At 37.0% G+C, this 23,477-nt stretch carries 19 protein-coding genes; 14 read left to right on the top strand and 5 right to left on the bottom strand.

Annotated elements, in window-relative coordinates; translation table 11 throughout:
• Positions 1 to 5: 5 nt before the first annotated feature.
• A complete protein-coding gene (locus ACS3UD_RS09355; RefSeq protein ID WP_308139869.1) occupies positions 6 to 542 on the bottom strand; it encodes a helix-turn-helix domain-containing protein in 537 nt (178 codons plus the stop codon).
• Between the two features lie 277 nt (positions 543 to 819).
• Between ACS3UD_RS09355 and radA the strand changes: the two genes are divergently transcribed.
• The 11 genes from radA (at position 820) to ACS3UD_RS09300 (ending at position 16,013) form a co-directional block, all read left to right on the top strand.
• Positions 820 to 2,175 (top strand): DNA repair protein RadA, encoded by a 1,356-nt coding sequence (radA, locus tag ACS3UD_RS09350; protein WP_213925328.1) that lies wholly within the window; start codon positions 820 to 822, stop codon positions 2,173 to 2,175.
• A 20-nt stretch (positions 2,176 to 2,195) separates the two neighbouring features.
• A complete protein-coding gene (locus ACS3UD_RS09345) occupies positions 2,196 to 3,437 on the top strand; it encodes a mechanosensitive ion channel family protein (RefSeq protein ID WP_308139870.1) in 1,242 nt (413 codons plus the stop codon).
• Positions 3,434 to 4,351: an AAA family ATPase gene (locus tag ACS3UD_RS09340; protein ID WP_308139871.1), complete on the top strand. Its 918-nt coding sequence runs from the start codon at positions 3,434 to 3,436 to the stop codon at positions 4,349 to 4,351. Before ACS3UD_RS09345 ends, ACS3UD_RS09340 begins: the two co-directional genes overlap by 4 nt.
• Positions 4,344 to 6,101, top strand: a complete 1,758-nt coding sequence (locus ACS3UD_RS09335) for a hypothetical protein (protein WP_440977616.1) — start codon at positions 4,344 to 4,346, stop codon at positions 6,099 to 6,101. The genes ACS3UD_RS09340 and ACS3UD_RS09335 overlap by 8 nt, the downstream gene beginning before the upstream one ends.
• A gap of 48 nt (positions 6,102 to 6,149) precedes the next feature.
• Complete coding sequence (locus ACS3UD_RS09330) at positions 6,150 to 7,544, top strand: sigma-54 interaction domain-containing protein (protein ID WP_308139873.1); 1,395 nt, start codon at positions 6,150 to 6,152, stop codon at positions 7,542 to 7,544.
• A gap of 255 nt (positions 7,545 to 7,799) precedes the next feature.
• Complete coding sequence (locus tag ACS3UD_RS09325) at positions 7,800 to 9,251, top strand: 4-hydroxyphenylacetate 3-hydroxylase family protein (RefSeq protein ID WP_308139874.1); 1,452 nt, start codon at positions 7,800 to 7,802, stop codon at positions 9,249 to 9,251.
• Positions 9,252 to 9,281: 30 nt separating this feature from the next.
• Positions 9,282 to 12,815, top strand: coding sequence for a pyruvate:ferredoxin (flavodoxin) oxidoreductase (gene nifJ / locus ACS3UD_RS09320; protein ID WP_308139875.1), 3,534 nt, complete (start codon positions 9,282 to 9,284; stop codon positions 12,813 to 12,815).
• A gap of 40 nt (positions 12,816 to 12,855) precedes the next feature.
• On the top strand, positions 12,856 to 14,013 hold the full coding sequence (locus tag ACS3UD_RS09315) for a pyridoxal phosphate-dependent aminotransferase (RefSeq protein ID WP_308139876.1): 1,158 nt from the start codon (positions 12,856 to 12,858) through the stop codon (positions 14,011 to 14,013).
• Positions 14,014 to 14,164: 151 nt separating this feature from the next.
• Entirely contained in the window at positions 14,165 to 15,328 is a 1,164-nt protein-coding gene (locus ACS3UD_RS09310; RefSeq protein ID WP_308139877.1) for an iron-containing alcohol dehydrogenase, read from the top strand.
• 123 nt (positions 15,329 to 15,451) lie between these two features.
• Positions 15,452 to 15,739 (top strand): NifU family protein, encoded by a 288-nt coding sequence (locus ACS3UD_RS09305; RefSeq protein ID WP_308139878.1) that lies wholly within the window; start codon positions 15,452 to 15,454, stop codon positions 15,737 to 15,739.
• A 1-nt stretch (position 15,740) separates the two neighbouring features.
• Entirely contained in the window at positions 15,741 to 16,013 is a 273-nt protein-coding gene (locus ACS3UD_RS09300; protein WP_308139879.1) for a hypothetical protein, read from the top strand.
• Positions 16,014 to 16,228: 215 nt separating this feature from the next.
• Here the strand turns inward: ACS3UD_RS09300 and ACS3UD_RS09295 are convergent, their stop codons facing one another.
• On the bottom strand, positions 16,229 to 17,602 hold the full coding sequence (locus ACS3UD_RS09295) for an oxaloacetate decarboxylase subunit alpha (RefSeq protein WP_308139880.1): 1,374 nt from the start codon (positions 17,600 to 17,602) through the stop codon (positions 16,229 to 16,231).
• A 356-nt stretch (positions 17,603 to 17,958) separates the two neighbouring features.
• Here ACS3UD_RS09295 and ACS3UD_RS09290 point away from each other — a divergent pair, with 356 nt between their 5' ends.
• On the top strand, positions 17,959 to 18,384 hold the full coding sequence (locus ACS3UD_RS09290; protein ID WP_213925317.1) for an Lrp/AsnC family transcriptional regulator: 426 nt from the start codon (positions 17,959 to 17,961) through the stop codon (positions 18,382 to 18,384).
• Here the strand turns inward: ACS3UD_RS09290 and ACS3UD_RS09285 are convergent.
• From ACS3UD_RS09285 to ACS3UD_RS09275, 3 genes are all read right to left on the bottom strand, one after another.
• A complete protein-coding gene (locus tag ACS3UD_RS09285) occupies positions 18,381 to 19,235 on the bottom strand; it encodes a DMT family transporter (protein ID WP_308139881.1) in 855 nt (284 codons plus the stop codon). The genes ACS3UD_RS09290 and ACS3UD_RS09285 overlap by 4 nt on opposite strands.
• Before the next feature lie 134 nt (positions 19,236 to 19,369).
• Entirely contained in the window at positions 19,370 to 19,813 is a 444-nt protein-coding gene (locus tag ACS3UD_RS09280) for a hypothetical protein (RefSeq protein ID WP_308139882.1), read from the bottom strand.
• A 223-nt stretch (positions 19,814 to 20,036) separates the two neighbouring features.
• The gene (locus tag ACS3UD_RS09275; RefSeq protein ID WP_308139883.1) at positions 20,037 to 20,237 is read right to left on the bottom strand and encodes a cold-shock protein; all 201 of its coding nucleotides are present in this window, start codon (positions 20,235 to 20,237) and stop codon (positions 20,037 to 20,039) included.
• A 398-nt stretch (positions 20,238 to 20,635) separates the two neighbouring features.
• Here ACS3UD_RS09275 and ACS3UD_RS09270 point away from each other — a divergent pair, with 398 nt between their 5' ends.
• Both ACS3UD_RS09270 and ACS3UD_RS09265 read left to right on the top strand, forming a co-directional pair.
• Positions 20,636 to 22,231 (top strand): NAD(P)/FAD-dependent oxidoreductase, encoded by a 1,596-nt coding sequence (locus ACS3UD_RS09270; protein WP_308139884.1) that lies wholly within the window; start codon positions 20,636 to 20,638, stop codon positions 22,229 to 22,231.
• A 10-nt stretch (positions 22,232 to 22,241) separates the two neighbouring features.
• The gene (locus ACS3UD_RS09265) at positions 22,242 to 23,468 is read left to right on the top strand and encodes an NAD(P)/FAD-dependent oxidoreductase (RefSeq protein WP_308139885.1); all 1,227 of its coding nucleotides are present in this window, start codon (positions 22,242 to 22,244) and stop codon (positions 23,466 to 23,468) included.
• Positions 23,469 to 23,477: the final 9 nt, after the last annotated feature.

Raw genomic sequence — 23,477 nt, 5'->3', positions numbered from 1 at the left:
CTGATTTAAAAATTAGGCGGAGTGCAAACCCATATTATTCGCGCCGGGTTTTTACTCGTGTTTTCTATAAAATGTGTCTTGTTTGTCTTTATATAAAATGATTCGCCTTTCTTAACCTTGTAGGTCTTATTTCCATAATTCAGCATTATGCTCCCTGAAAGAACATAGCCGAATTCTTCTCCTTCATGCGGTTCGTCCGGCTTGGTTTTTGAATGGCTTCCAAGCTCTACAAGAATGGGTTCCATTTTATTTTTCTGAGCATTGGGAATAATCCAGTTAATTTTATAATTGTTATCAGACTCCTTGACAAATATGTCCTCTTCCTTAAATACTATCTTCCGATCTACCGCCTCGTTAAAAAAGCTTCCTAAATCGGTTCCCAGGCATTCAAGTATATCTGTCAGTGTTGCTATGGAGGGTGATGTCAAATCTCTTTCAATTTGAGATATGTATCCCTTCGTAAGCTCGCATCTGTCGGCCAGTTCCTGCTGAGTTAGAGAACTGGCAGTTCTTAATCTTTTTAAATTTTCACCGATATCCATAAAAACCTCATTATTTGTTTATATTATTAAACACAAAGTTTAAAGTTATTAAACTTTTAAATCGATTTTTATTATACATACCTGTAATTGTAATGTCAATATTAAATTATCCAAAATCGTGATTTTTACAAAAAAAGAAAGCACATAGCTTGATTTAAAGTTTAAAAATGCTAAACATTTTAGTAAAAATTATTATTATTCTGCAAATTTTCTTCATATATTGACATGATACATCCCTTGAGATATATTATTAATAACAGAAGAAAGCAGGTGAAGTATGGCCAGAATAAAAACAAAGTTTGTTTGCCAGGAATGCGGCTACGAAACTGCCAAATGGCTGGGCAAGTGTCCGTCATGCGGACAGTGGAACACCTTTGTAGAAGAAGTGGAATCAAAAGAAAACAGTGCTAAAAATCAAAGGGGCATAAGCAAGGGAAAGGTTGAAAGAATTCAGAATATAACCTCAACAAAAAAAGAAAGGTATTCCACCGGCAGTCGTGAGATGGACAGAGTGCTTGGCGGCGGAATAATAAGAAGCTCACTTATACTTGTTGGCGGTGATCCGGGCATAGGTAAGTCAACACTGCTTTTGCAGGTTGCGGACTATGTCTCAAGTCAGAAGCTGAAGGTTCTTTATGTTTCTGGTGAAGAATCAGGAGAACAGATAAAAATAAGAGCAGATAGGCTGGGAGTGTGTGACGGGGAGCTTTACGTGCTGTCTGAGACCAACATTGATGTTATAAAAGAATTAGTGGAAAAAGAGGAGCCTGACCTTTTGATACTTGATTCCATACAGACCATTTATTCGCCAGATACGGTATCTGCGCCGGGAAGCGTGAGCCAGGTAAGAGAGGTTACCGCCATGGTTATGCGAATGACCAAGATAAGGAACATGGCTACTTTTATTGTAGGGCATGTTACTAAATCAGGTGCCATAGCCGGACCCAGGGTTTTGGAACATATGGTGGATACTGTCCTATATTTTGAGGGTGAAAGGCATTTTGCCTACCGTATATTAAGATCTGTTAAAAATCGTTTTGGCTCAACAAACGAAATAGGTATTTTTGAAATGAGAGAAAAGGGACTTGTTGAGGTGGAAAATCCATCGGAGGTTTTCTTAAAGGGCAGGCCTGTTGATGCATACGGAACGGTGGTTACTGCGGCAATGGAGGGAACCCGCCCCGTGCTTATAGAGATTCAGGCTCTTGTTACGTATTCACCGGCTGGTTTTGCAAACAGAGTCACCACGGGTATTGATAAGAACAGGGCGGCAATGCTGATTGCGGTGCTGGAGAAGAAAGCAGGACTGGCAATTCAGAGTTCTGATACATTTATAAATGTAACAGGCGGCTTGCAGCTCAGAGAGCCGGCAGCCGATCTGGCGATACTTTGTGCTATTGCCTCAAGTTTCAAGGAAGTTCCTGTAGATTTTAAAACAATTTTAATAGGAGAAGTAGGCCTTACGGGAGAAATTAGGGGAGTAAATTCCATTGAAAAACGCTTGATTGAGGCGCAGAAAATGGGATTTGAAAGAGCCGTAATCGCAGAATCCAATGATACAATCAAGGATATAAAAAACATGGAATTAATTCCTGTTAACAATATCAGACAAGTAATGGATTTACTATTTTAGATTTTGAAGGAAGTGATTAAATGGACTCCGTATATGCAACGCTTATTGATTACGGATTAAACGAAGTTGCTGCAAAGTATTTGAATTATTTTATATTGATGGTTGTAATTTTGGCCGTATCAATTACAATAACTTTAATTATTTACAAAGTTGTATTAAAGTTTTTGTTTAAGCGCATTAAAAACAATAAATATAATTGGGATGATATATTATTTAAAAATAGAGTGTTTCATAAAATCGTAATGATTATTCCGGGTATAACCACATATAACAGTGCGGTGTTTTTTGATGAATTTTCAGTTGTAGTTTCAAAGCTTTCAATGATATATATTTTATTTACAGTAATTTTAATGGGAAGAGCTTTGATAAAATCTGTTGAAGATATTTACAGACAATTTTCCATATCGAAAGATAGACCTATTAAGGGATTTTTGCAGGTAATTGAGATTATACTGTATATAGTATTAATTATAATGATTATTTCTATAATGGTAGATAAAAGCCCGGTTGCACTAATAAGCGGAATCGGAGCGTTGACTGCACTGACTACTTTAATATTTAAGGACTCCATAGTTGGGTTTGTTGCAGGTATGCAGTTGACATGGAATGATATGCTTAGAATAGGAGATTGGATTGAAATGCCAAAGTATGGTGCAGACGGCGACGTGATAGATATAACATTAAACACGGTGAAAATTCAGAACTTTGATAAAACAATAGTTACAATACCTACATATGCTTTGATTTCCGATTCTTTTAAAAATTGGAGAGGGATGCAGGAAATGGGGGCAAGACGTATTAAGCGCTCCATTAATATTGATATTACAAGTATTAAATTTTGCACGAATGAAATGCTTGACAAGTATAAAAAAATTAATATCTTAAAAGATTATATTAAAAACAAAGAAATAGAATTAAAAGATTCTAACGAAAAAACAGAAAATATGGATTTGCTTATTAATGGCAGAAATTTAACTAATGTGGGAGTGTTCAGAATTTACGTTCAAAATTATATAAGCAATCATCCTAAGATTCATAATGGAATGACACTTATGGTTAGGCAGTTGGTTCCAGGCGATAATGGTCTTCCGTTAGAAATTTATGCATTTATAAATGATATAGATTGGGTCAATTATGAAAATATACAATCAGATATTTTTGATCACTTGTTTGCGGTGGCTGAGTTTTTTGAATTACGAATTTTTCAAAAGCCCTCAAGTTATGATTTTAATAATGCAATATTAAATGAGAGGAAAATATGATACTAGATTTTTTAAGAGAAGAAGGAGTCAGCGAGAAGCTGATTATAGAGATAGAAAAATTTAGAAAGCAGTACAATGTAAATCACCAGGCGAAGTACAGGATTCCAAAGCCAAAGTATAACTACTACGGCAGAGATATATGGGAGCAGGCAATAACAGCCCTTCTCTGTGGAGAGAATATATTGCTGGTAGGTTCAAAGGCGACGGGTAAAAATGTTTTGGCGGAAAATCTTTCGCTTGCATTCGGAAGGCCGAAATGGGACATATCATTTCATATCAACACTGATTCGTCAACGCTGATAGGAACTGATACATTTGAGAATGGAAATGTTGTGTTCAGAAAGGGACCTGTTTATGAATGTGCGGTATGTGGAGGATTCGGAGTCCTGGATGAAATAAATATGGCAAAGAATGATTCTATGGCAGTGCTTCACGCAACCCTTGACTACAGAAGAATAATAGATGTGCCGGGATACGATAAAATTGAGCTTGATGATGCGGTAAGGTTTATCGCTACAATGAACTATGGCTACGCAGGAACAAGAGAACTTAACGAGGCGCTGGCTTCGCGTTTCATGGTTATAAATATGCCTGTTATTTCATCGGAAAATTTGAAGAAGCTCCTTTTAACTGAATTTCCAAATATAAAGGAAGATTATCTGAATCAGTTCACAGGGCTGTTCCGGGATTTGAGACTTAAAAGTGATAATTCTGAAATTTCAACCAAGTCGGTTGACCTGAGAGGGCTGATTTCTGCAATGCATTTGATTGATAAAGGTCTTGAAGCAAACAAGGCGCTTGAAATGGGCATTATAAACAAGTCATTCGATGAATTCGAAAGAAAGCTTGTTCGAGATGTAATAAGCTTAAGAATTCCCAAAAAACTTGAAAGGAATGAAATATTTATTGACTAATATGAAAAGGCTGGAACATGAAGAAAAACGAGCGCTTAATATAATATGGAATGCTTCAGATAATTATTCGCTCAGTCCGGAATTGGAGGTCTTTGATGAAAACGGAAAAGCAGATCTATATGGTAACTTTATAGCAGGTGCTGTTTATAAATATTACGATTATGCGCTTTTAAAAAAATATTTCGCTTTTTTGAGAACAGATTCAGATCATGATTTTTTTGAGAAGCTGTTTTGGATAGGGCTGGAAAACAGTACGTATCTTGCAGCAAAAAAAGAGCGCCCGATTCTAGCCCATTTAAGGCACGAACATGCAAAAAAGGTTCTCAATGGAGATATTCCTAAGTATGAAAGGGCTATATTGGATGAAGTAAGAAAAGTGCATTTTAAAAGAGTGCTGGGGCTTGATGCAGATACTGAGCCCCGCATTATCAGGATTTTGGAAGAGCTTGAGTTTGATGTTCACATGAGCACTGAAGAAATAATAGGCAGAATGAATGAAATCATAAAAAAATATTTTAAATTTCAGGCTGGAAGCTATGAGATTTCATCGGATAAATACAGGGAAAAGAAAATGCCCAATGCTTTGGAACACTCAAGAGATAGTGATGATGACTCGGAGAATCCGGGCAATGCTTTAATGAAGGACATGGTAATTGAATCTGCCGAAACTACGAGAGATTTTTTCTTTGAGCAGGATGAGGATTTGAAGGTTAAGAATTTGGATCTTCGAAAAATTAATATACCGAGGATAAGTGCAGATAGAAGCTATATACAAAAGTATTACGGCAGTTCAATTTTACCTGAACATAGAATTGCTGCAATGGAAAAAATACTGTGCACTGGGAACCATAAAAGATCAAGGCTTCACTTTACGCGAGGGGAATTTGATAATTCTACAGATTCAGATGCGGATGCACGATATGTGAGAAAGCTGGCAAAGGAACAGAGAAAATCCAATGTTGATTTTTATTATGGCAGCTATTCAAGGCACAGCAACAGCATTGCAAATCTAACAAACAGAATTCGAAATACAATGCTTGTTAATTTTGAATCCACCGTGGTTAAATCAAAAACCGGCAGAATCGACGCAAACAGAATATGGAGAAGTATTCATGTAAATGACAGTAAGGTATTTAGCAGAGAGTTAAAGAACGATATAGGAAATATAACTGTTGACATACTCCTTGACAGCTCAGCATCACAATGTGAGCGCCAGGAAATTATAGCTGCTCAGGGTTATATAATAGCTGAAAGCTTGACTAGATGTGAGATTCCGGTCAAGGTGTATTCTTACTGCAGTTTAAGAGGATATACAATTATAAATGTATTCAGAGATTACGAGGAGACGAAAAAAAACGATAAAATATTTGACTACAGGTCATCAGGATCAAATCGAGACGGCCTTGCTGTGAGAACGGCGGTGCATATGATGGAAAGTGCACAGAGTGAAAATAAAATACTCATTCTTTTGTCTGACTGCAAGCCAAATGACATTGAAATCAATCCCGGAACCGGAATAATTCCGCATAAGACCGAATATTCCGGAATCAAGGGAGTAAATGATACAGCATATGAGGTTAAAAAAGGAGCAATGAAGGGCAACTCCATACTTTGCGTATTTACGGGAGAAGATGAGGATGTTGCTTCTGCAAAAAAAATCTTTGGCAGGAATTTTGTAAGAATCAGCACTTTGGAGAGGTTTGCTGATATAGTGGGAGTGTTGCTGCAGAATCAGCTAAGAAGTTTGTAAGGAAAGATTCAGGCGTGGTTTACAGAAAATATTTCAGGAGTAATGAAAATGAAAAAAACAATTATAGGCGATAATTATATTCAGATGCTCGAGATGATAATTGAAACTTCCTTTGACGGCATATATGTTACCGACAGCGAAGCTAATACAATAATGATTAATAAAAGCTATGAACGCATAACAGGGCTGAAGAGAGATGAACTTTTGGGGCACAATATGGCAGATGTGGTCAAAAAAGGTATAATGTCCGAGGTTACTTCGTTCTCCGTTTTGAAAGACAAGCAGCCTAAAACAATTTACCAGACATTTAATACTGGAAAAAGTGCACTGGTAACAAGTACTCCTTTCTTTGATAGAAGCGGAAATGTAAAAATAATTGTTACCAACGTCAGAGATATCACCGAGTTAAAGGAACTTCAGGATAAGGAAAATAAAAGAAAAGACGAAAACAAAAAATACAAGGGAATTATTGAGGAGTTGAAGCTTCAAATAGCAAATGATGAATACTTAATAGCTGAAGATGAAAGCATGCTTAACCTTTTATTGCTTGCAAAGAGAGTAGCTAAGGTAGACACCACGGTGCTTATTAACGGCGAAACAGGTTCGGGCAAGGAAGTACTAGCCAAGTATATTTATAATAATAGCAGCCGCAGAGAAAAACCTTTTATAAAAATTAACTGCGGAGCTATTCCTGAAAATCTTATCGAATCGGAATTCTTTGGATATGCTGAGGGATCGTTTACAGGAGCTTCAAAAGGCGGCAAGATGGGAATTTTTGAAGCTGCAAACAATGGAACACTGCTCTTGGATGAAATCGGCGAGCTGCCGCTGAATATGCAGGTTAAACTTTTAAGGGTTCTCCAAGATGGGCAATTTGAAAGAGTTGGAAGCAACAATACTATTAAGGTAGATGTCAGATTAATTGCGTCAACGAATAGAGACTTGGAGGAGATGGTGGAAAAAGGGTTGTTTCGCGAGGACTTGTTCTACCGTCTGAATGTTGTTCCCCTCAAGGTTGTGCCGATGAGAGAGAGAAAAAGCAGCATAATTCCTCTGGCAGAGTATTTTTTAAAAGTTTATAATAAAAAATACAGAATGGAAAAAACGATTTCGAATGAAGCTCTTAAATATTTTTATGAATACAGCTGGCCCGGAAATGTTAGGGAGCTTCGCAATCTAATAGAAATGCTGGTGGTGACGACTAAGGATATGGATATTACCAAATCAAGCTTGCCTTCTCACATAATAAATAATTCAGATGGACACAGGACTGTTGAGTCTAGCAGCATTCCAAATCTGGCAGATGCTTTAGGAAAAGTAGAGAAAGATCTGATATTTAAAGCGTATGAGAAATACGGAAATGTAAGAGGGGCAGCCAAGGAACTGGGAATAGATCCTTCAACATTTGTAAGAAAAAGGAAAAAATATGTAAAGAATGTGTAATTACTTGTTGCGTAATTGCATCAGATAGTTGTAAAAATGCAACAAGCATATTTTGTTAGTTCCACCACATTATTTTAAATTATTTATTTTGGGGGGATGAAAGCGTTGCACAAATGCAACTTAACAGAAAAATAAATATTTTTACGGCATCTAAATAATGGCTGAAATTCAATGGCTATAAATTTTATGCCGTTTTTTATTTTTTGGCACGCTTATTGCTACTATATATGCAGAACTAAAAAAGGAGTATAGAACATGGCATTAATGACTGGTGAACAGTATATTGAAAGTATTAAGAAGATGAACATGCAGATATACATGTTCGGAGAAAAGATTGGAAGCTCTGTTGATAATCCCATTCTCAGACCTTCCCTTAACTCTGTAAAGGCAACATATGATCTTGCGCAAATGCCTGAATATGAAGACCTAATGACTGCTAAATCATCCCTTACGGGTGAAAAAGTCAACAGATTCACTCATATTCATCAAAACACGGAAGATCTGGTTAAAAAAGTAAAAATGCAGAGACTTTTGGGACAAAAAACCGCATCATGCTTTCAAAGATGTGTGGGAATGGATGCATTTAATGCGGTGTACAGCACTACTTATGAAATTGATAAGAAGTATGGCACAAAATACTATGACAATTTTGTTGAATATCTGAAGTATGTTCAGCAAAACGATTTGACTGTGGACGGAGCAATGACAGACCCTAAGGGTGATCGCTCCAAATCGCCGAGCAAGCAGGCGGACCCAGATTTGTACCTGAGAGTAGTTGAAAGAAGAGAAGACGGAGTGGTCGTAAGAGGAGCCAAGGCTCATCAGACAGGCATATGTAATTCTCACGAGGTTCTTGTAATGCCTACTATAGCGCTGGGACCTGATGACAGAGACTATGCGGTTGCATTTTCTGTTCCGGTTGATGCGGACGGCGTAATGATGATTATAGGAAGACAGTCATGTGATACAAGAAAGCTTGAGGGTTCAAAGCTTGATGTTGGAAACAGCCAATTCGGCGGAATGGAAGCACTTGTTATATTTGAAGATGTATTTGTTCCAAATGACAGACTGTTTTTAAACGGCGAAACAGAATATGCCGGCATGATGGTTGAGAGATTTGCAGGATATCACAGACAGAGCTACGGCGGATGTAAAGTTGGAGTAGGTGATGTGTTGATAGGTGCAGCAGCATTGATTGCCGATTACAACGGTGCTCAGAAGGCATCTCACATTAAGGACAAATTAATTGAAATGACTCATTTGAACGAAACCTTGTACAGCTGCGGAATCGCATGTTCGGCAGAGGGATCAAAAACAGAATCCGGAAACTATATAATTAATCTGCTGTTGGCTAATGTTTGTAAGCAGAATATTACAAGATTCCCATATGAAATAGCTAGATTAGCTGAGGATATTGCGGGAGGATTAATGGTTACCGCTCCTTCTGAAAAAGATTTGAAGGATCCTAAGCTTGGAAAATATATAGAAAAATACCTGCAGGGAGTGGATGGAGTTTCCGTTGAGGACAGGCTGAAGGTTCTGAGACTTATAGAAAACATTACGCTGGGAACGGCAGCTGTAGGCTACAGGACAGAATCAATGCACGGGGCAGGATCTCCGCAGGCACAGAGAATAATGATAGCAAGACAAGGAAACATTGATTCAAAGAAAAGTCTTGCAAAAGAAATTGCGAGAATCGACGATTAGTGTAAAATATTATTGCAAGGAGATAGAGATATGACAAAACGCAGAACTCAAACAATGGACGGCAATACGGCGGCAGCATATTCATCATATGCTTTTACCGATGTTGCCGCAATATATCCCATAACACCATCATCACCAATGGCAGGCCATGTTGATGAATGGGCTTCACAGGGGAAAAAGAATATTTTCGGTGAAACCGTCCTGGTAAAGGAAATGCAGTCAGAAGGCGGTGCGGCAGGAACGCTGCACGGATCGCTACAGTCAGGGGCGCTGACATCAACCTATACTGCTTCACAGGGCTTACTATTAAAAATACCAAACATGTATAAAATTGCGGGTGAATTGCTTCCAGCCGTATTTCATGTCAGCGCCCGTTCACTGGCATCAAATTCATTAAGTATATTTGGTGACCATCAGGACGTTATGGCTACGAGACAGACAGGTTTTACGCTTTTGGCATCGAGTGGCGTTCAGCAGGCTCTTGATTTAGCTGCTGTTGCCCATTTAAGTGCTATAAAATCGCGACTTCCAGTTCTTCACTTTTTCGATGGCTTCAGAACGTCTCATGAAATGCAGAAAATTGAGGTTCTTGAATATGATGAATTGGCTAAGCTGGTTGATTATGAAGCCATCAAAGAATTCAGAAATCATGCTCTGAGCCCGAATCATCCGGTGCTTAGAGGAACAACACAGAATCCTGATGTATTCTTTCAGTTGAGAGAATCAATAAATAAATTCCATGATGCAGTACCGGGAGTTGTACAGTCATACATGGATGAAATCAATAAACTTACAGGAAGAAATTACAAACTTTTCAACTATTACGGTGCAGAGGATGCAGAAAACATAATTATCGCTATGGGATCAGGATGTGAAACCATAAGTGAGGTCATTGATTATCTCAATGCAAAGGGAGAAAAGGTAGGTTTGGTTGAGGTTCATCTTTACAGACCGTTCGATGCTGAATTTATGCTTCGTCAAATTCCGAAGACAGTGAAAAAAATAGCTGTGCTTGATAGAACAAAAGAACCGGGATCAAACGGAGAACCTCTGTATCTTGACGTTAAAAATGCATTTTACAATGCAGAAAACGCTCCAATAATTGTAGGAGGAAGATATGGTCTGGGCTCGAAAGATTTCAAACCGGACGATGCAATTGCAGTATTTGAAAATTTAAAGCTTGATAATCCAAAAAATGATTTTACCGTAAGCATTGTTGATGACGTTACATTTAAATCACTGCCTGTAAGCAATGAAAGTATAGATCCGACACCTAAGGGAACAATTGCATGTAAATTCTGGGGATACGGCTCTGACGGAACAGTAAGTGCTAATAAATCAGCAATTAAAATTATCGGAGACAATACTGATTTCTATGCTCAGGCGTACTTTGAATATGATGCTAAAAAGTCAGGCGGACTTACTATTTCGCATCTAAGATTCGGAAAATCTCCTATTAAGGAACCATATAACATTAACAGAGCGGACTTTATTGCATGCCATAATCAGGCATATGTTAGTAAGTACAATCTGACCTCAGGAATAAAAAAGGGTGGAACATTCCTGCTGAACTGTATCTGGAGCGAGGAAGAGCTTGAAAAATACCTGCCTGCAGCTCTAAAAAGAAGTATAGCGGCTAACGAAGTTAAGTTTTATATCATAGATGCTGTTGATATAGCAAAAGAAGTTGGACTTGGCGGAAAGATCAACATGGTAATGCAATCTGCATTTTTCAGACTTGCGGACATAATTCCTACAGAGGATTTTGTTAAATATCTGAAGAACGAAGTTGAAAAATCTTACGGAAGCAAAGGACAGAACATTGTTGATATGAATAACCTTGCAATTGACAAGGGTATTGAAAGCATAAAAAGAGTTAACGTTCCGGAGTCATGGAAAACAGCTGAAGATGAAGCTGTAAAGAAAAATTCAGAAGTTCCTGAATTCGTAGAAGACGTAATATTTGTTATGAACAGACAGGAGGGAGACAATCTTCCGGTAAGTTCATTTAATGAGAGAGAAGACGGTTCATTCCCACTGGGAGTTACTGCTTGGGAAAAGAGAGAAATAGCTATAGATGTTCCATTGTGGAATCCGGATAAATGTATTCAATGTAACCAATGTTCTTACGTTTGTCCACATGCTGTTATAAGACCGACACTTATTTCTGAAGAAGAAATGAAAAATGCTCCTGAAGGATTTAAAGCTGTGAATGCAGTTGGATTTAAAAATATGAAGTATCATCTGGCTATATCTGCGCAGGATTGTACAGGATGCGGAAGCTGTGTAAACATATGTCCTGCTAAAGAGCATGCAATAGAAATGAAACCTCTGGCAGAAAACAGAGAGAAATATATTAATGACTGGAACTTTGCTAATGAAATAGTTCAGAAAGAAATTCCGGAAAAAGTTGAACGTACTGTTAAGGGAAGCCAGTTTAAAAAACCTCTGCTTGAATTTTCAGGTGCTTGTGCAGGATGCGGTGAAACACCTTACGCAAAACTGGTTACACAGCTGTTCGGCGACAGAATGATGATTTCAAATGCAGCAGGCTGTTCAACAGTTTGGGGAGGTTCACCACAGGTATCATATACAACAAATGAAAAAGGACACGGACCTTCATGGGGATTCTCACTGTTTGAAGACAATGCTGAGTATGGCTTCGGTATGTACCTTGGTGTTCAGAAAATAAGAGGTTCAGCTAAGTTAAAAGCAGATGCAGCTGTAGAAAGCGCAGAAGGAAAGTTAAAAGATGCTTTAAATGAATGGATCGACGGATTTGATAAATCAGAAGGAACAAGAGATAGAGCTGACAAACTTACAGCAGCGCTGGAAGAAGAAAAAGGAAGCGATAAGCTTTTAAATGAATTATATGATATAAGAGATTACTTTGTAAAAAGATCACACTGGATATTCGGTGGAGACGGATGGGCTTATGACATAGGTTACGGTGGAGTGGACCATGTTCTTGCATCTGGCGAAAATGTAAACTTGCTTGTATTTGATACTGAAGTATATTCAAATACTGGAGGACAGTCATCAAAGGCAACTCCTACAGCAGCAATTGCAGAATTTGCTTCAAGCGGAAAGAGAACAAGGAAGAAAGACCTTGGAATGATGGCAATGAGCTATGGATATGTATATGTTGCTCAAATAGCTATGGGTGCAGATAAAAACCAAACTCTTAAAGCAATAATTGAGGCTGAAAACTATCCGGGACCGTCACTTGTAATCGCTTATTCACCATGTATAAATCATGGAATCAAGGCAGGCATGGGCAAATCTCAGATACATGAAAAAGAAGCTGTAGATGCAGGATATTGGACACTGTACAGATACAATCCGCTGCTTGAAAATGATGGAGAAAATCCGTTTGTTCTTGATTCAAAAGAGCCAACAGCTGACTTTAAAGAATTTTTAATGAGCGAAGTAAGATATGCATCACTGTACAAACTTTTCCCTGACAAAGCAGATGAATTGTTTGAAAAAGCAAAGGAAGATGCAGAGTATAGATATGAGAGATATCTTAAAATGGCGCATATGCCCGGCAAGGTAAACGCATAGCTTTATAAGAATAATTGTTATCAAAAAATGGAGGATTCAAATGAAATATTTATCTAATGTTGCCAATACCTACCCTGCTTCAGGTATCAGAAAAATGTTTGACTTAGCAGAACAATATCCTGATGCCATAAAGTTAACAGTTGGAGAGCCTAATTTTGACACTCCGGTTAACATAAAAGAAGCTGCAAAGCAGGCAATAGACCAAGGATTTACTCACTATTGCCCTAATGCAGGATTGAAGGAATTAAGGCAGGCTATAGCAGAAGAATATGCAAAATATTCAAAGGACTACAGTTTTGAAAATGTAATGGTTACAGTAGGAGGAATGGAAGCTATTTATCTTTCGCTGCTTTCAACTGTTAATCCGGGCGAAGAGGTCATAATACCGGATCCTTGTTTTCCAAACTACGTAGGTCAGGTTATGATGGCTGGAGCGGTTCCTGTATCTGTTCCAATATATGAAGAAAATGACTTTAAGATTCAGGCTGGTGACATTGAAAAAGCAATAACAGGCAAAACAAGAGCCATTCTTTTGAATTCGCCCAGCAATCCGCTTGGCTCGGTTCTTGACAAAGATGAGATAATCAAAATAGCAGAATTGGCTGAAAAATATGATCTATTAGTAATATCAGATGAAGTTTATGACAGGCTGGTTTTTGACAACAAGGAATATTTCAGCATTGCGCAGATTCCAGAAGTAAGGGACAGAGTACTGGTTATAAACAGTTTTTCAAAAACTCATGCTATGACGGGCTGGAGAATAGGATTCGTACTTGGCAAAAAAGAAATAATATCCATAATGCCTAAGCTTCAGGAAGGACTGGTTTCATGTGTGTCTACTTTTACGCAGAAAGCTGCTATAGAGGCAATGAAGGGTAGTGACCAGGAAATCAAAAAAATGTACAATGACTATCTGAGAAGAAGAGATATACTTATAGACGGGCTTAACGACATACCGGGTATAACATGTAAAAAATCTCCTGGAAGCTTCTATGCATTTGCTAATATCAAGGCTTTTGGCAAGACTTCTGCAGAATTCGCTGAGGAACTTGTAAAGTATGCGGGAGTAGTTACTGTTCCAGGGTCTGCATTTGGCACAATGGGAGAAGGATATTTGCGTACGGTATTTGCAAATTCTGATGAAAATTTAAAAGAAGCAGTTAAAAGAATAGGCGAGTACGTGAGAAAAACATATTAATTAAAGGTTTCAATTTTCTAACCGTACGAATAAAACGAATCGGCTGGAATTGACATACAACATCTCCATGTATTTTGTAAGATTATGCTGCAGAATACATGGAGGGTACTTACTAAAATGAATAAAATATATAAATATAATGGAGGATTTTATGAACCCAAATGTTACAAAACCATTTTCCTTTGAATTACCTACTAAAATCGAATTCGGCAAAGGAAGCATTAAAAAATTACCTCAATTGTTGAAAGAATTCAACGTTAAAAAACCACTGTTTGTTACAGGAAGCGGAAGCACAAGAAAAGTACTTCTTCCAAAAGTTACAGTATATTTAGAAGAAGCAGGAATCGAATACGCAGTTTTTGATAAAATTGAAGCAAATCCTAAGGACTATAATGTAGAGGAAGCTGCAAAATTTGCAATAGAAAATAAAACAGACGGTATAATTGCACTGGGTGGAGGAAGCCCTATAGATGCAGCTAAAGCAGCCTCAGCAATCATAACTTACGGCGGATCTTTGAAAGATTATTATGGTAGATGGAAAGTTAAGGGACCTGTTCAGCCATTTATAGTAATTCCAACAACTGCGGGCTCAGGCAGTGAAGTTACTTTTTCTTCAGTAATTACAGACACAAATGAACAATTTAAGAAAACAGTAAAGAGCCAGTATTTTGGACCAAAGGTTGCTCTGCTTGATCCAGATTTGTTAGTTTCTCTTCCAGCTTCAATCACTGCAGCAACAGGTATAGATGCTCTTACACATGCTATTGAGGCATATTCATGCACAGAATCAGAGCCTGTATCAGATGCATGTGCATTATACGCAATCGAACTGATTTCTGAAAGCATTCGTGAAGCAGTTTTCAATCCTACAAACATGGATGCAAGATCAGGAATGCTTATGGGAAGCACTCTTGCAGGTATAGCTTTCAGCCACTCCGATGTTGCATCGGTACACTGCATGGCAGAAGCTATGGGAAGTTTGTATGATGCGGCTCACGGAGTATGCAACGCAATTCTTCTTCCATACGTTATGGAATACAGCCTTGACTACGCTGTTGAAAGATATGCGAGAATAGGAAGAATAATGGGTTCAACTGCTGCAGATGACAGACAGGCTGCAAAAGATGCTGTTGAAATAGTTAAACAGATGGTTAAGGATATAAAACTGCCGACACTCAGCGATATAGGAATTAAAAAAGAAGACATAGATAAGCTTGCGCACATGTCTGAGGAAAACGGCTCTACACCAAGCAATCCAAGACCAATGACTAAGAAAGAATATGTTGAATTGTTTAATATCGCTATTAATGATTAACATATAATTGCATCAAGCCAAAAGATCCGGCGGAAGCAAAGAAATCCGCTTCTGTCGGTTCACATATTACATTTAACTGTAATAGAGCCGACGTGGCTCTAAAACACCGGGGAGCATGTTTACATGATTATTAATGAAATTGAAAATGTGTTAGACAAACATGTCAGACCTAAGCTTTCACAGCATTACGGTGATGTAAGGGTTATTTCCTTTGAAGACGGCGTCGTGGTTATTTCGCTCATGGGGCAATGCAAAAACTGCCCGTCGGCGCAGATTACGGTTGAAACCATCATCGAGTCGGAAATAAAAAAACACATACCAGAGGTAAGCAGGGTCTTATTGGTAAACAACGTCAGCGACGATTTATTGGACTTTGCTAAAAAAGTACTAAGCAAGAAATTAAAGGGCTAATATGAAAATTGGAATAAAGTACTGCGGCGGGTGCAATCCAACGTACGATAGAACTAAGTTGGTTAAAGAAATTATCAATAAATATTCTGACGTAGATTTTGAACCGGTAAATGAAGGGTCTGTCTATGACGGCGTGTTGATAATAAGCGGATGTAAAAGCGCCTGCGCAGATCATGAATCAATTAATTCAGGTAAAAAAATTTTTATGGATAAAGCTGAAGACATCACATTCTTAAATAAAATTTTTGAAGATATAAAATCACAAAATTTATGATGACGGTGACAAGCGCATATCCTAAATATTCTTTATGAAAATATCGATTAAATACTACATTATTTCAAAAACATATAAATATTAAGAGGCATAGATTAAGAGGCATAGATTAAGAGGCATATAATTAGAGGCATAGATTAAGAGGCATAAAACAAAGCAGCTCAACTTATCGGTTAGAGCTGCTTTGTTTTAGCTTTACGAATATACTTAATGAGCTATATATATAGTTCATCGTATATGTCTTCAATTTCGGTGCTTCTTTTTTCAAAATATTCTTTTGCAACCTGTGGGAACAGCGCATAGGATAAAACATCCTGTTCTGTTCTTGCCAGTTCTCCTATTTCAGCTTTTAGTTTCTCATATTCATCTGGCAGCAAATCTGCAGGTCGTACGGTTATAATTTCCTCATCTCCTATTATTTTTTTTCGTATATCTTCAGATATAGGAGCTGCAGGTTTTCCGTACATTCCTTTTACATAATTTTTAATTTCTGTAGGAATAATTTTATATCTTCCGCCCGAGATTACATTAAACACTGCTTGAGCTCCCACCATTTGACTCATTGGAGTAACCAGAGGAGGGAATCCCAAATCTTCTCGTACTCTTGGAACCTCGGCCAGTACATCTTCATATTTATCTAATGCATTAAGCGAAGTCATCTGCATTATCATATTGGAAAGCATTCCTCCGGGTATTTGATACTGAAGTGTTTTCGGCTCAGTCATCAATACTTTTATGTTGTAGGAGCCGTTATCCATATATTTTTTCATAACATCCTTAAAATAATCAGCAGCAGCATTAAGACTGCCAAGGTTAAGCTGAGGGTCTCTTTCTGTTCCAATAAGGCTCAAAGCCAGAGATTCTGTTGCCGGCTGTGAAGTGCCTGATGAAAGAGGCGATATGGCTGTATCAACAATGTCCACACCCGCTTCTACTGCCTTAAGCATTGACATCTGAGCCACGCCGCTTGTGCAGTGAGTGTGAAATTCCACTGGAAGCTTGGTTGTTTCCTTTATAGATTTTACTAAATTATAAGCTTCATACGGCAGAAGGATGCCCGACATATCCTTTATGCAGATTGAATCTGCCCCTTCATTTTCAAATTCTTTGATTAATTTCAAATAATATTCAATGGTGTGTACTGGACTTATGGTGTAGCATATTGCACATTGGCAGTGTGCGCCTTCTTTTTTTATTACACTTATTGATTTTTGCAGATTACGGATGTCATTTAAAGCATCAAATATTCTTACAATATCAATCCCTTCGTAAATTGCATTTTTCAAAAATTTCTCTACAATATCATCAGGATAATTTTTGTATCCTAATATGTTTTGTCCTCTGGAAAGCATTTGAAGCTTTGTGTTTTTTACATTGGCTCTAATCTTTCTAAGTCTTTCCCATGGATCTTCATTCAGATATCTCAGGCATGTGTCAAATGTAGCTCCGCCCCAGACTTCCATTGAGTGAAAACCCGCGTCATCCATTTTCTTTAAAATCGGTAGTATTTCGTCAGTAGTTAACCTTGTTGCAATTAATGACTGATGACCATCTCTCAAAGATGTTTCGGTAATTTTTAGTTTAGACATATTTCCTCCAATCAAATAGATATTAATTATTATTGTCACTAAAAAGTCAAATATTCTCTGTTACTATATACATGCTTCTATTATTGAATTAAGCTTCATCTTGAACCTAATTTAATATGTATGCTATAATATCATAAGAAATAATTTTTGTATATAATAATTTGAATTATAAATATTTTGATTATAAAACAATTTTGTGAAATTATTTATAATATGTCTTGCATAGGCCGGCTTTTAATAGTATAATAACATGAAAAAGTACATTTGTACATAATTTTAAAAAGAGTTTTTTTAAAAACGCAGTTATATAAAAAGATGTTTTTAAAATATAGCTAATAAAACAAGGTGGTATTATTATGGATCAGACAGATTTGAAGATTATCAGCATTTTGCAGGAAGATGGAAGAATTTCCATGAAGGAATTGGGAAAAGAAGTGTCTTTAAGTCCGCCGGCTGTGGCTGAGAGGGTAAAAAGACTGGAAGATGACGGTGTAATTGAAAGATACAAGGCTGTTATTAATAACGAGAAGGTTGGTAAACCTATATGTGTATTAATTAACGCATCGATAAAACCCGAAAAGCAGGAAAGTTTTCTTGAATTTGCAAAAAAGGCAGAGGAAATTATTGAGTGCTACCACGTAACAGGTCCCCACAGCATGATTATGAAGGCATATCTTCGTGAAATGACACATTTAGAGGAGCTTGTGGGTAAAATACAGTTTTACGGAAATACTGAAACCTATATTATTATGTCAAGCCCCATAGAAGGCAAAGAAATTTAGGTCTTTTCCTTTTTAGCACTAATGTATAAGATTAGGGAGGCTGACAATATTGTGAAACCTCCCAGTATGCTTAGCATATCAGGTATTTCTGACAGGAATATATATCCGAGTATTGATGAAAAGATAATATTTGAATAATCATAAATCGAAACCTCTGATGCTTCACACCCTTTGTATGCAGAGGTTAATGCTATTTGTCCTGATGCTGCCAGAACTCCCAGCAATGTAAGCAGGAAAAGCTCGAACAGGTTGGGCATGGCAAAGCTGAATGCAAAAAACGGAAGGCAGCTGGCTGATGATAATAAGGAAAAACAGAATACTGTGGTGTAAATGCTTTCCCTGTTTCCTATAATTGTGATGAATATATAGGCAGCTCCGGAAAGAATCGCTGATATAAAGCCTGCAGCTGCAGGGATTAGCGATGAATTAAATTGCGGTTTTATGACCATCATTGCACCTGCCAGGGATATTATCAGCACAGTTATTTTTGTTTTATTAATTTTTTCTTTCAGAAAACAACGGGCCAGTATTATTACAAATACCGGAGAGAGTTTATTGAGTATGGCAGCATCTGCTGCCAGCATTTGTGTAGTTGCATAAAAAAAAAGTATAATGCCTGTGAAACCGAATATGTATCGAAAAAACAAATATTTTCTGTTCTCTTTGCTTCCAAAGCAGCTCAAATTATTTTTCTTGATAATTATAAATGATATAATCAGGCTTATAAAATTTCTGAAAAACACCTTCTCCATAAGAGGTATGTCAGGAAGGAGCTTAACAATTATCTGCATAGATGAAAAGGTAAATGCAGAAAATAACATCAGCAGTATGGACTTATTTTTTTTATTCATTATATCACCTTTATCAGTCTTTTAAGTCGAAATTTTTGATTTGTAATTAATATACTCAAAATCAATATTATTATTATGATTGCTGAAGAATCAAAAAATACAAAGAATGTTTTATTGGATTTTGTGAATTTTATCTATATCCTGGGAATTATTGTTGTTCTTTCTTTACGCGGATAAGGCGCATTAGTTGGTATGCGGTTCATGTGCACAATAAAATTTGTAGTAATATTTGGGAATACTTGAATGTCGTATATCAATACGGGGTAATAATTTTCATGCATTACTCTTATATTGTAATCTGTATAAGGATATTCAGGGCTCATTTCAGCAATGTTGGGATTATATGCTACAGGTATTTCTATTACTGGGGCATCTCCATTACCATCTGTTGTTACGGTTTCAATCGGTATTAATTCATCCAAGGATGCATAAATTGTTATGATCGAATTTTCTAAAGGGATATTTTCAAATTCTGTTATTACTTTTACTTTAATAAACCCTGTCTCGGTTATCGGTATTAAATTTAACAGATTATGTACCTTATAAGGTTTGTGTAAATTAAAATGTTTAGCATTCATAAGATTTTCAACCTCCGAATATTTAAATGATTTCTTGTAATACTCAATGTATGCATGATTAGAAAGGTGGTTAATTTTTTATGAATACATTTAAGTGAATAAAGGGACAAACCAAAAAATGTAGGTTTTATCAATATTTGCTGAAACATATAATATTATTGAAATTAAAAAAACCGAAAAAATTAATTTCCGGTTTTTAATGCTCTTGTAATAAAATATTTAATTATATTCTTTTTACATTAGCAGCTTGCATTCCTCTGTTTCCCTGAGTAATGTCAAAGCTAACTGCCTGACCTTCGTCTAAGGATTTAAATCCTTCTTCTTGGATAGATGAAAAGTGAACAAACACATCATCTCCGCCTTCAGATGTAATAAATCCAAATCCTTTATCTGCGTTAAACCATTTTACCGTACCTTTATTCATTAGGTACCTCCTATTTTTTATTTATATCCCAATTGTAAGTTAAAAAAAATCACACATTTTTACAAACCATATACACAAATAGTTATATGATCTCTAAAAATATGTGATATCTATAAATACATCTGCAATACTTATTTATGATAACACATATATTTATATGTGTCAACATTTTTTAATAAATAATCACAGCTGTATGCTTATCAGGTGCCATTGTACTATCATTTTATTCGATTTTATATTTTATTATCAATATATCAGCAATAAAAAAGAAGGCTTGCCATGCCAAGACTTTGATAAATTAAAAAAAACACATAGAATATTTTTAAATGTATGGTATAATGGTAAAGCTATGAAATATGGTGATTTTAATGCTAGTATAAAAACGTAAGAGGTGTAACATGATAAGGATACAGCAGGTTAAACTTTCCATTGATCACAATGAAGAGGATTTATATATAAAAGCGGCAGAAGCGCTTAAAGTAAAAAAAGAAGAAATAAAATCATTGTCAGTATTCAGAAAATCTATAGACGCCAGAAAGAAAGAAGAAATTCTTTTTATATATGCTTTAGATGTTGAGCTTGACCGTGAAATAAAAATTCCTAAACGTAATAATAATATTTCTGTTGTGAAGCCGTTTGTTTATGAGGTTGAAGCAACAGGTGAAAAGCCGCTTAATAGCAGGCCCGTGATAGTAGGATGCGGACCTGCTGGGCTGTTTTGCGCTCTTTTGCTGGCTGAAAAGGGATATGACCCAATAATCCTTGAAAGAGGAAAAAAGGTAAAAGAACGGGTTAAGGACATTGATAAGTTTTGGAGAGACGGTGCTTTGGACTTAAGGTCAAACATTCAGTTCGGTGAAGGCGGTGCGGGAACTTTTTCTGACGGAAAACTTAATACGCTCATCAAGGACAGGTCAAAAAGAGGTAAAAAAGTTCTGGAAGAATTTGTGGAAGCAGGAGCTCCGTCTGAAATCACGTATATAAATAAGCCGCACATAGGAACAGATTTACTGAGAGGATGTCTTGTAAATATAAGAAAAAAAATCATAGAGCTGGGAGGAACGTTTCGTTTTGAGGAATGCCTAACGGATATTAATGTTAAAAATGGTAATATATACAGAATAGTTACTGAAAGTGATATAATTGAAACAGATGCTCTGGTGCTTGCAATAGGACACAGTGCCAGAGACACATTTGAGATGCTTAATGGTAAGCTTGAACTAAAGGCGAAGCCTTTTGCTATGGGAGTAAGGATAGAGCACCCTCAGCAAATGATAAGCGAAGCTCAGTACGGCAGCATGGCAGGAAATCCAAAGCTGGGTCCGGCAGACTATAAGTTTGTGCACAAGTGCAAAAACGGGAGAAGCTGTTATACGTTTTGCATGTGTCCCGGAGGAGTAGTTACGGCATCTTCTTCTGAAAAAGGAGGAGTAGTTACAAACGGTATGAGCTTTCATGACAGAGATTTGGAAAATGCTAATGCAGCGGTTGTGGTTTCAATTGATCCGGAAGATTTCGGTGGAAAGGAAAATCCAATTGCAGGAATTGATTTTCAAAGAAAATTTGAGCAGAAGGCATTTGAGATTGCGGGAGGAAATTACCATGCTCCGGTTCAATTGTTCAAGGATTTTAAAGAAAAAAAAGTTTCCACATCATATGGAGAAATATATCCAACATACAGGCCTGGAGCAAGTTTTGCAAATTTATGGGAATGCCTTCCGGACTATGTATGTGAAAGCCTTGCAGAGGGAATAACTGCTTTTGGAAAGTGGCTTGATAATTTTGACAGAGATGATGCTTTGTTAACGGGAGTTGAAACAAGGACGTCATCACCCTTAAGAATAACAAGAGATGACGATTTGCAAAGCAGCATAAAGGGAATTTATCCATGCGGAGAAGGCTCAGGTTATGCGGGAGGAATTATGTCCGCATCAATAGACGGGCTTAAGATTGCTGAACAAATTATTAAAACATATAAACCTATGAAAAAATAAGGATGATATTATGAAAATAGCTGTTATCGGCGGAGGAGCCTCCGGGCTGACAGCGGCAATAGCTGCGGCAAGAAATGGTTCCGAAGTTGCAATATATGAAAAATTAAATAAAGTCGGGAAGAAAATACTGGCAACCGGTAATGGCAGGTGCAACTATACTAATATGAATTTGTCAATTGACAAATACCACGGGAAAAACACAAAGCTAGCTGAAAATATATTAGAATTTTTTGATTTAAAGAAAACATTAAACTTTTTTGAGGATCTGGGGATAAATCCCTATATAGGAGATCAAGGCAAAGTGTACCCGGGTTCACTGCAGGCGTCAAGCGTACTGGATGTGCTCAGGTATGAAGTCGAGAGACTTAATGTTGGAGAGGTTACAGAATTTGAAGTTTTGGAATTAAGAAAAAATAAAGACAAATTCAGTATTATTGGTAGGGATAGTGTCCATTATGCAGATAAAGTAATTTTGGCCACCGGAGGAAAAGCCAGCCCCCAGTTGGGATCTGACGGCAAAGGGTTTGAAATTGCATCATCGTTGGGACATAGAATAATAAACCCATTTCCGGCATTAGTACAACTTAAGCTTAATGGGAAATTTTTTAAAAGAATAGCAGGAATAAGGTTTGACGGAGTGGTTAAAGGATTCACAGACAAAAAAGTCATACGTGAGGAGGATGGAGAAATACTGTTTACCGAATACGGAATTTCGGGACCTCCTATACTGCAGATAAGCAGAATGATTGTTGAAGAGCTGAATAAGAATCACAGAGTCTATATTTCTGTTGATATGTTTCCGCAAATATCGAAATTTGATCTTTATGATATATTAAATACCAGATTTAATAAAATTGGATACAAAAGCATCGGAGATGGATTGATAGGATTTATTAACAAAAAGTTAATACCTGTAATTTTGACGGAGGCTGGATTTGAGAAATTCGATAAAAAGTGCGGAAAGCTGAATAAGAAGGAAATATATAAAATAATAGATATATTAAAGGATTGGAAATTTGAGGTGACAGATCACAATTCATGGCAGCAGGCTCAGGCAACTGCCGGTGGGGTGGATATGTCCGAAGTGAATTCTAATACTCTTGAATCATTGAAAGTAAAAGGATTATTTTTAGCGGGAGAGATACTTGATGTTGACGGCGATTGCGGAGGATTTAATCTTCAGTGGGCATGGAGTTCCGGATATGCAGCCGGGCATTTCAGTTCAACCTTAGTATAGAGAAAGGAT

The sequence above is a fragment of the Sedimentibacter sp. LTW-03 genome (assembly GCF_052059825.1).
Lineage (GTDB): Bacteria > Bacillota > Clostridia > Tissierellales > Sedimentibacteraceae > Sedimentibacter.
Note: the sequence above shows the minus strand (reverse complement) of the source record. Positions and strands in the feature narration are given on the sequence as shown.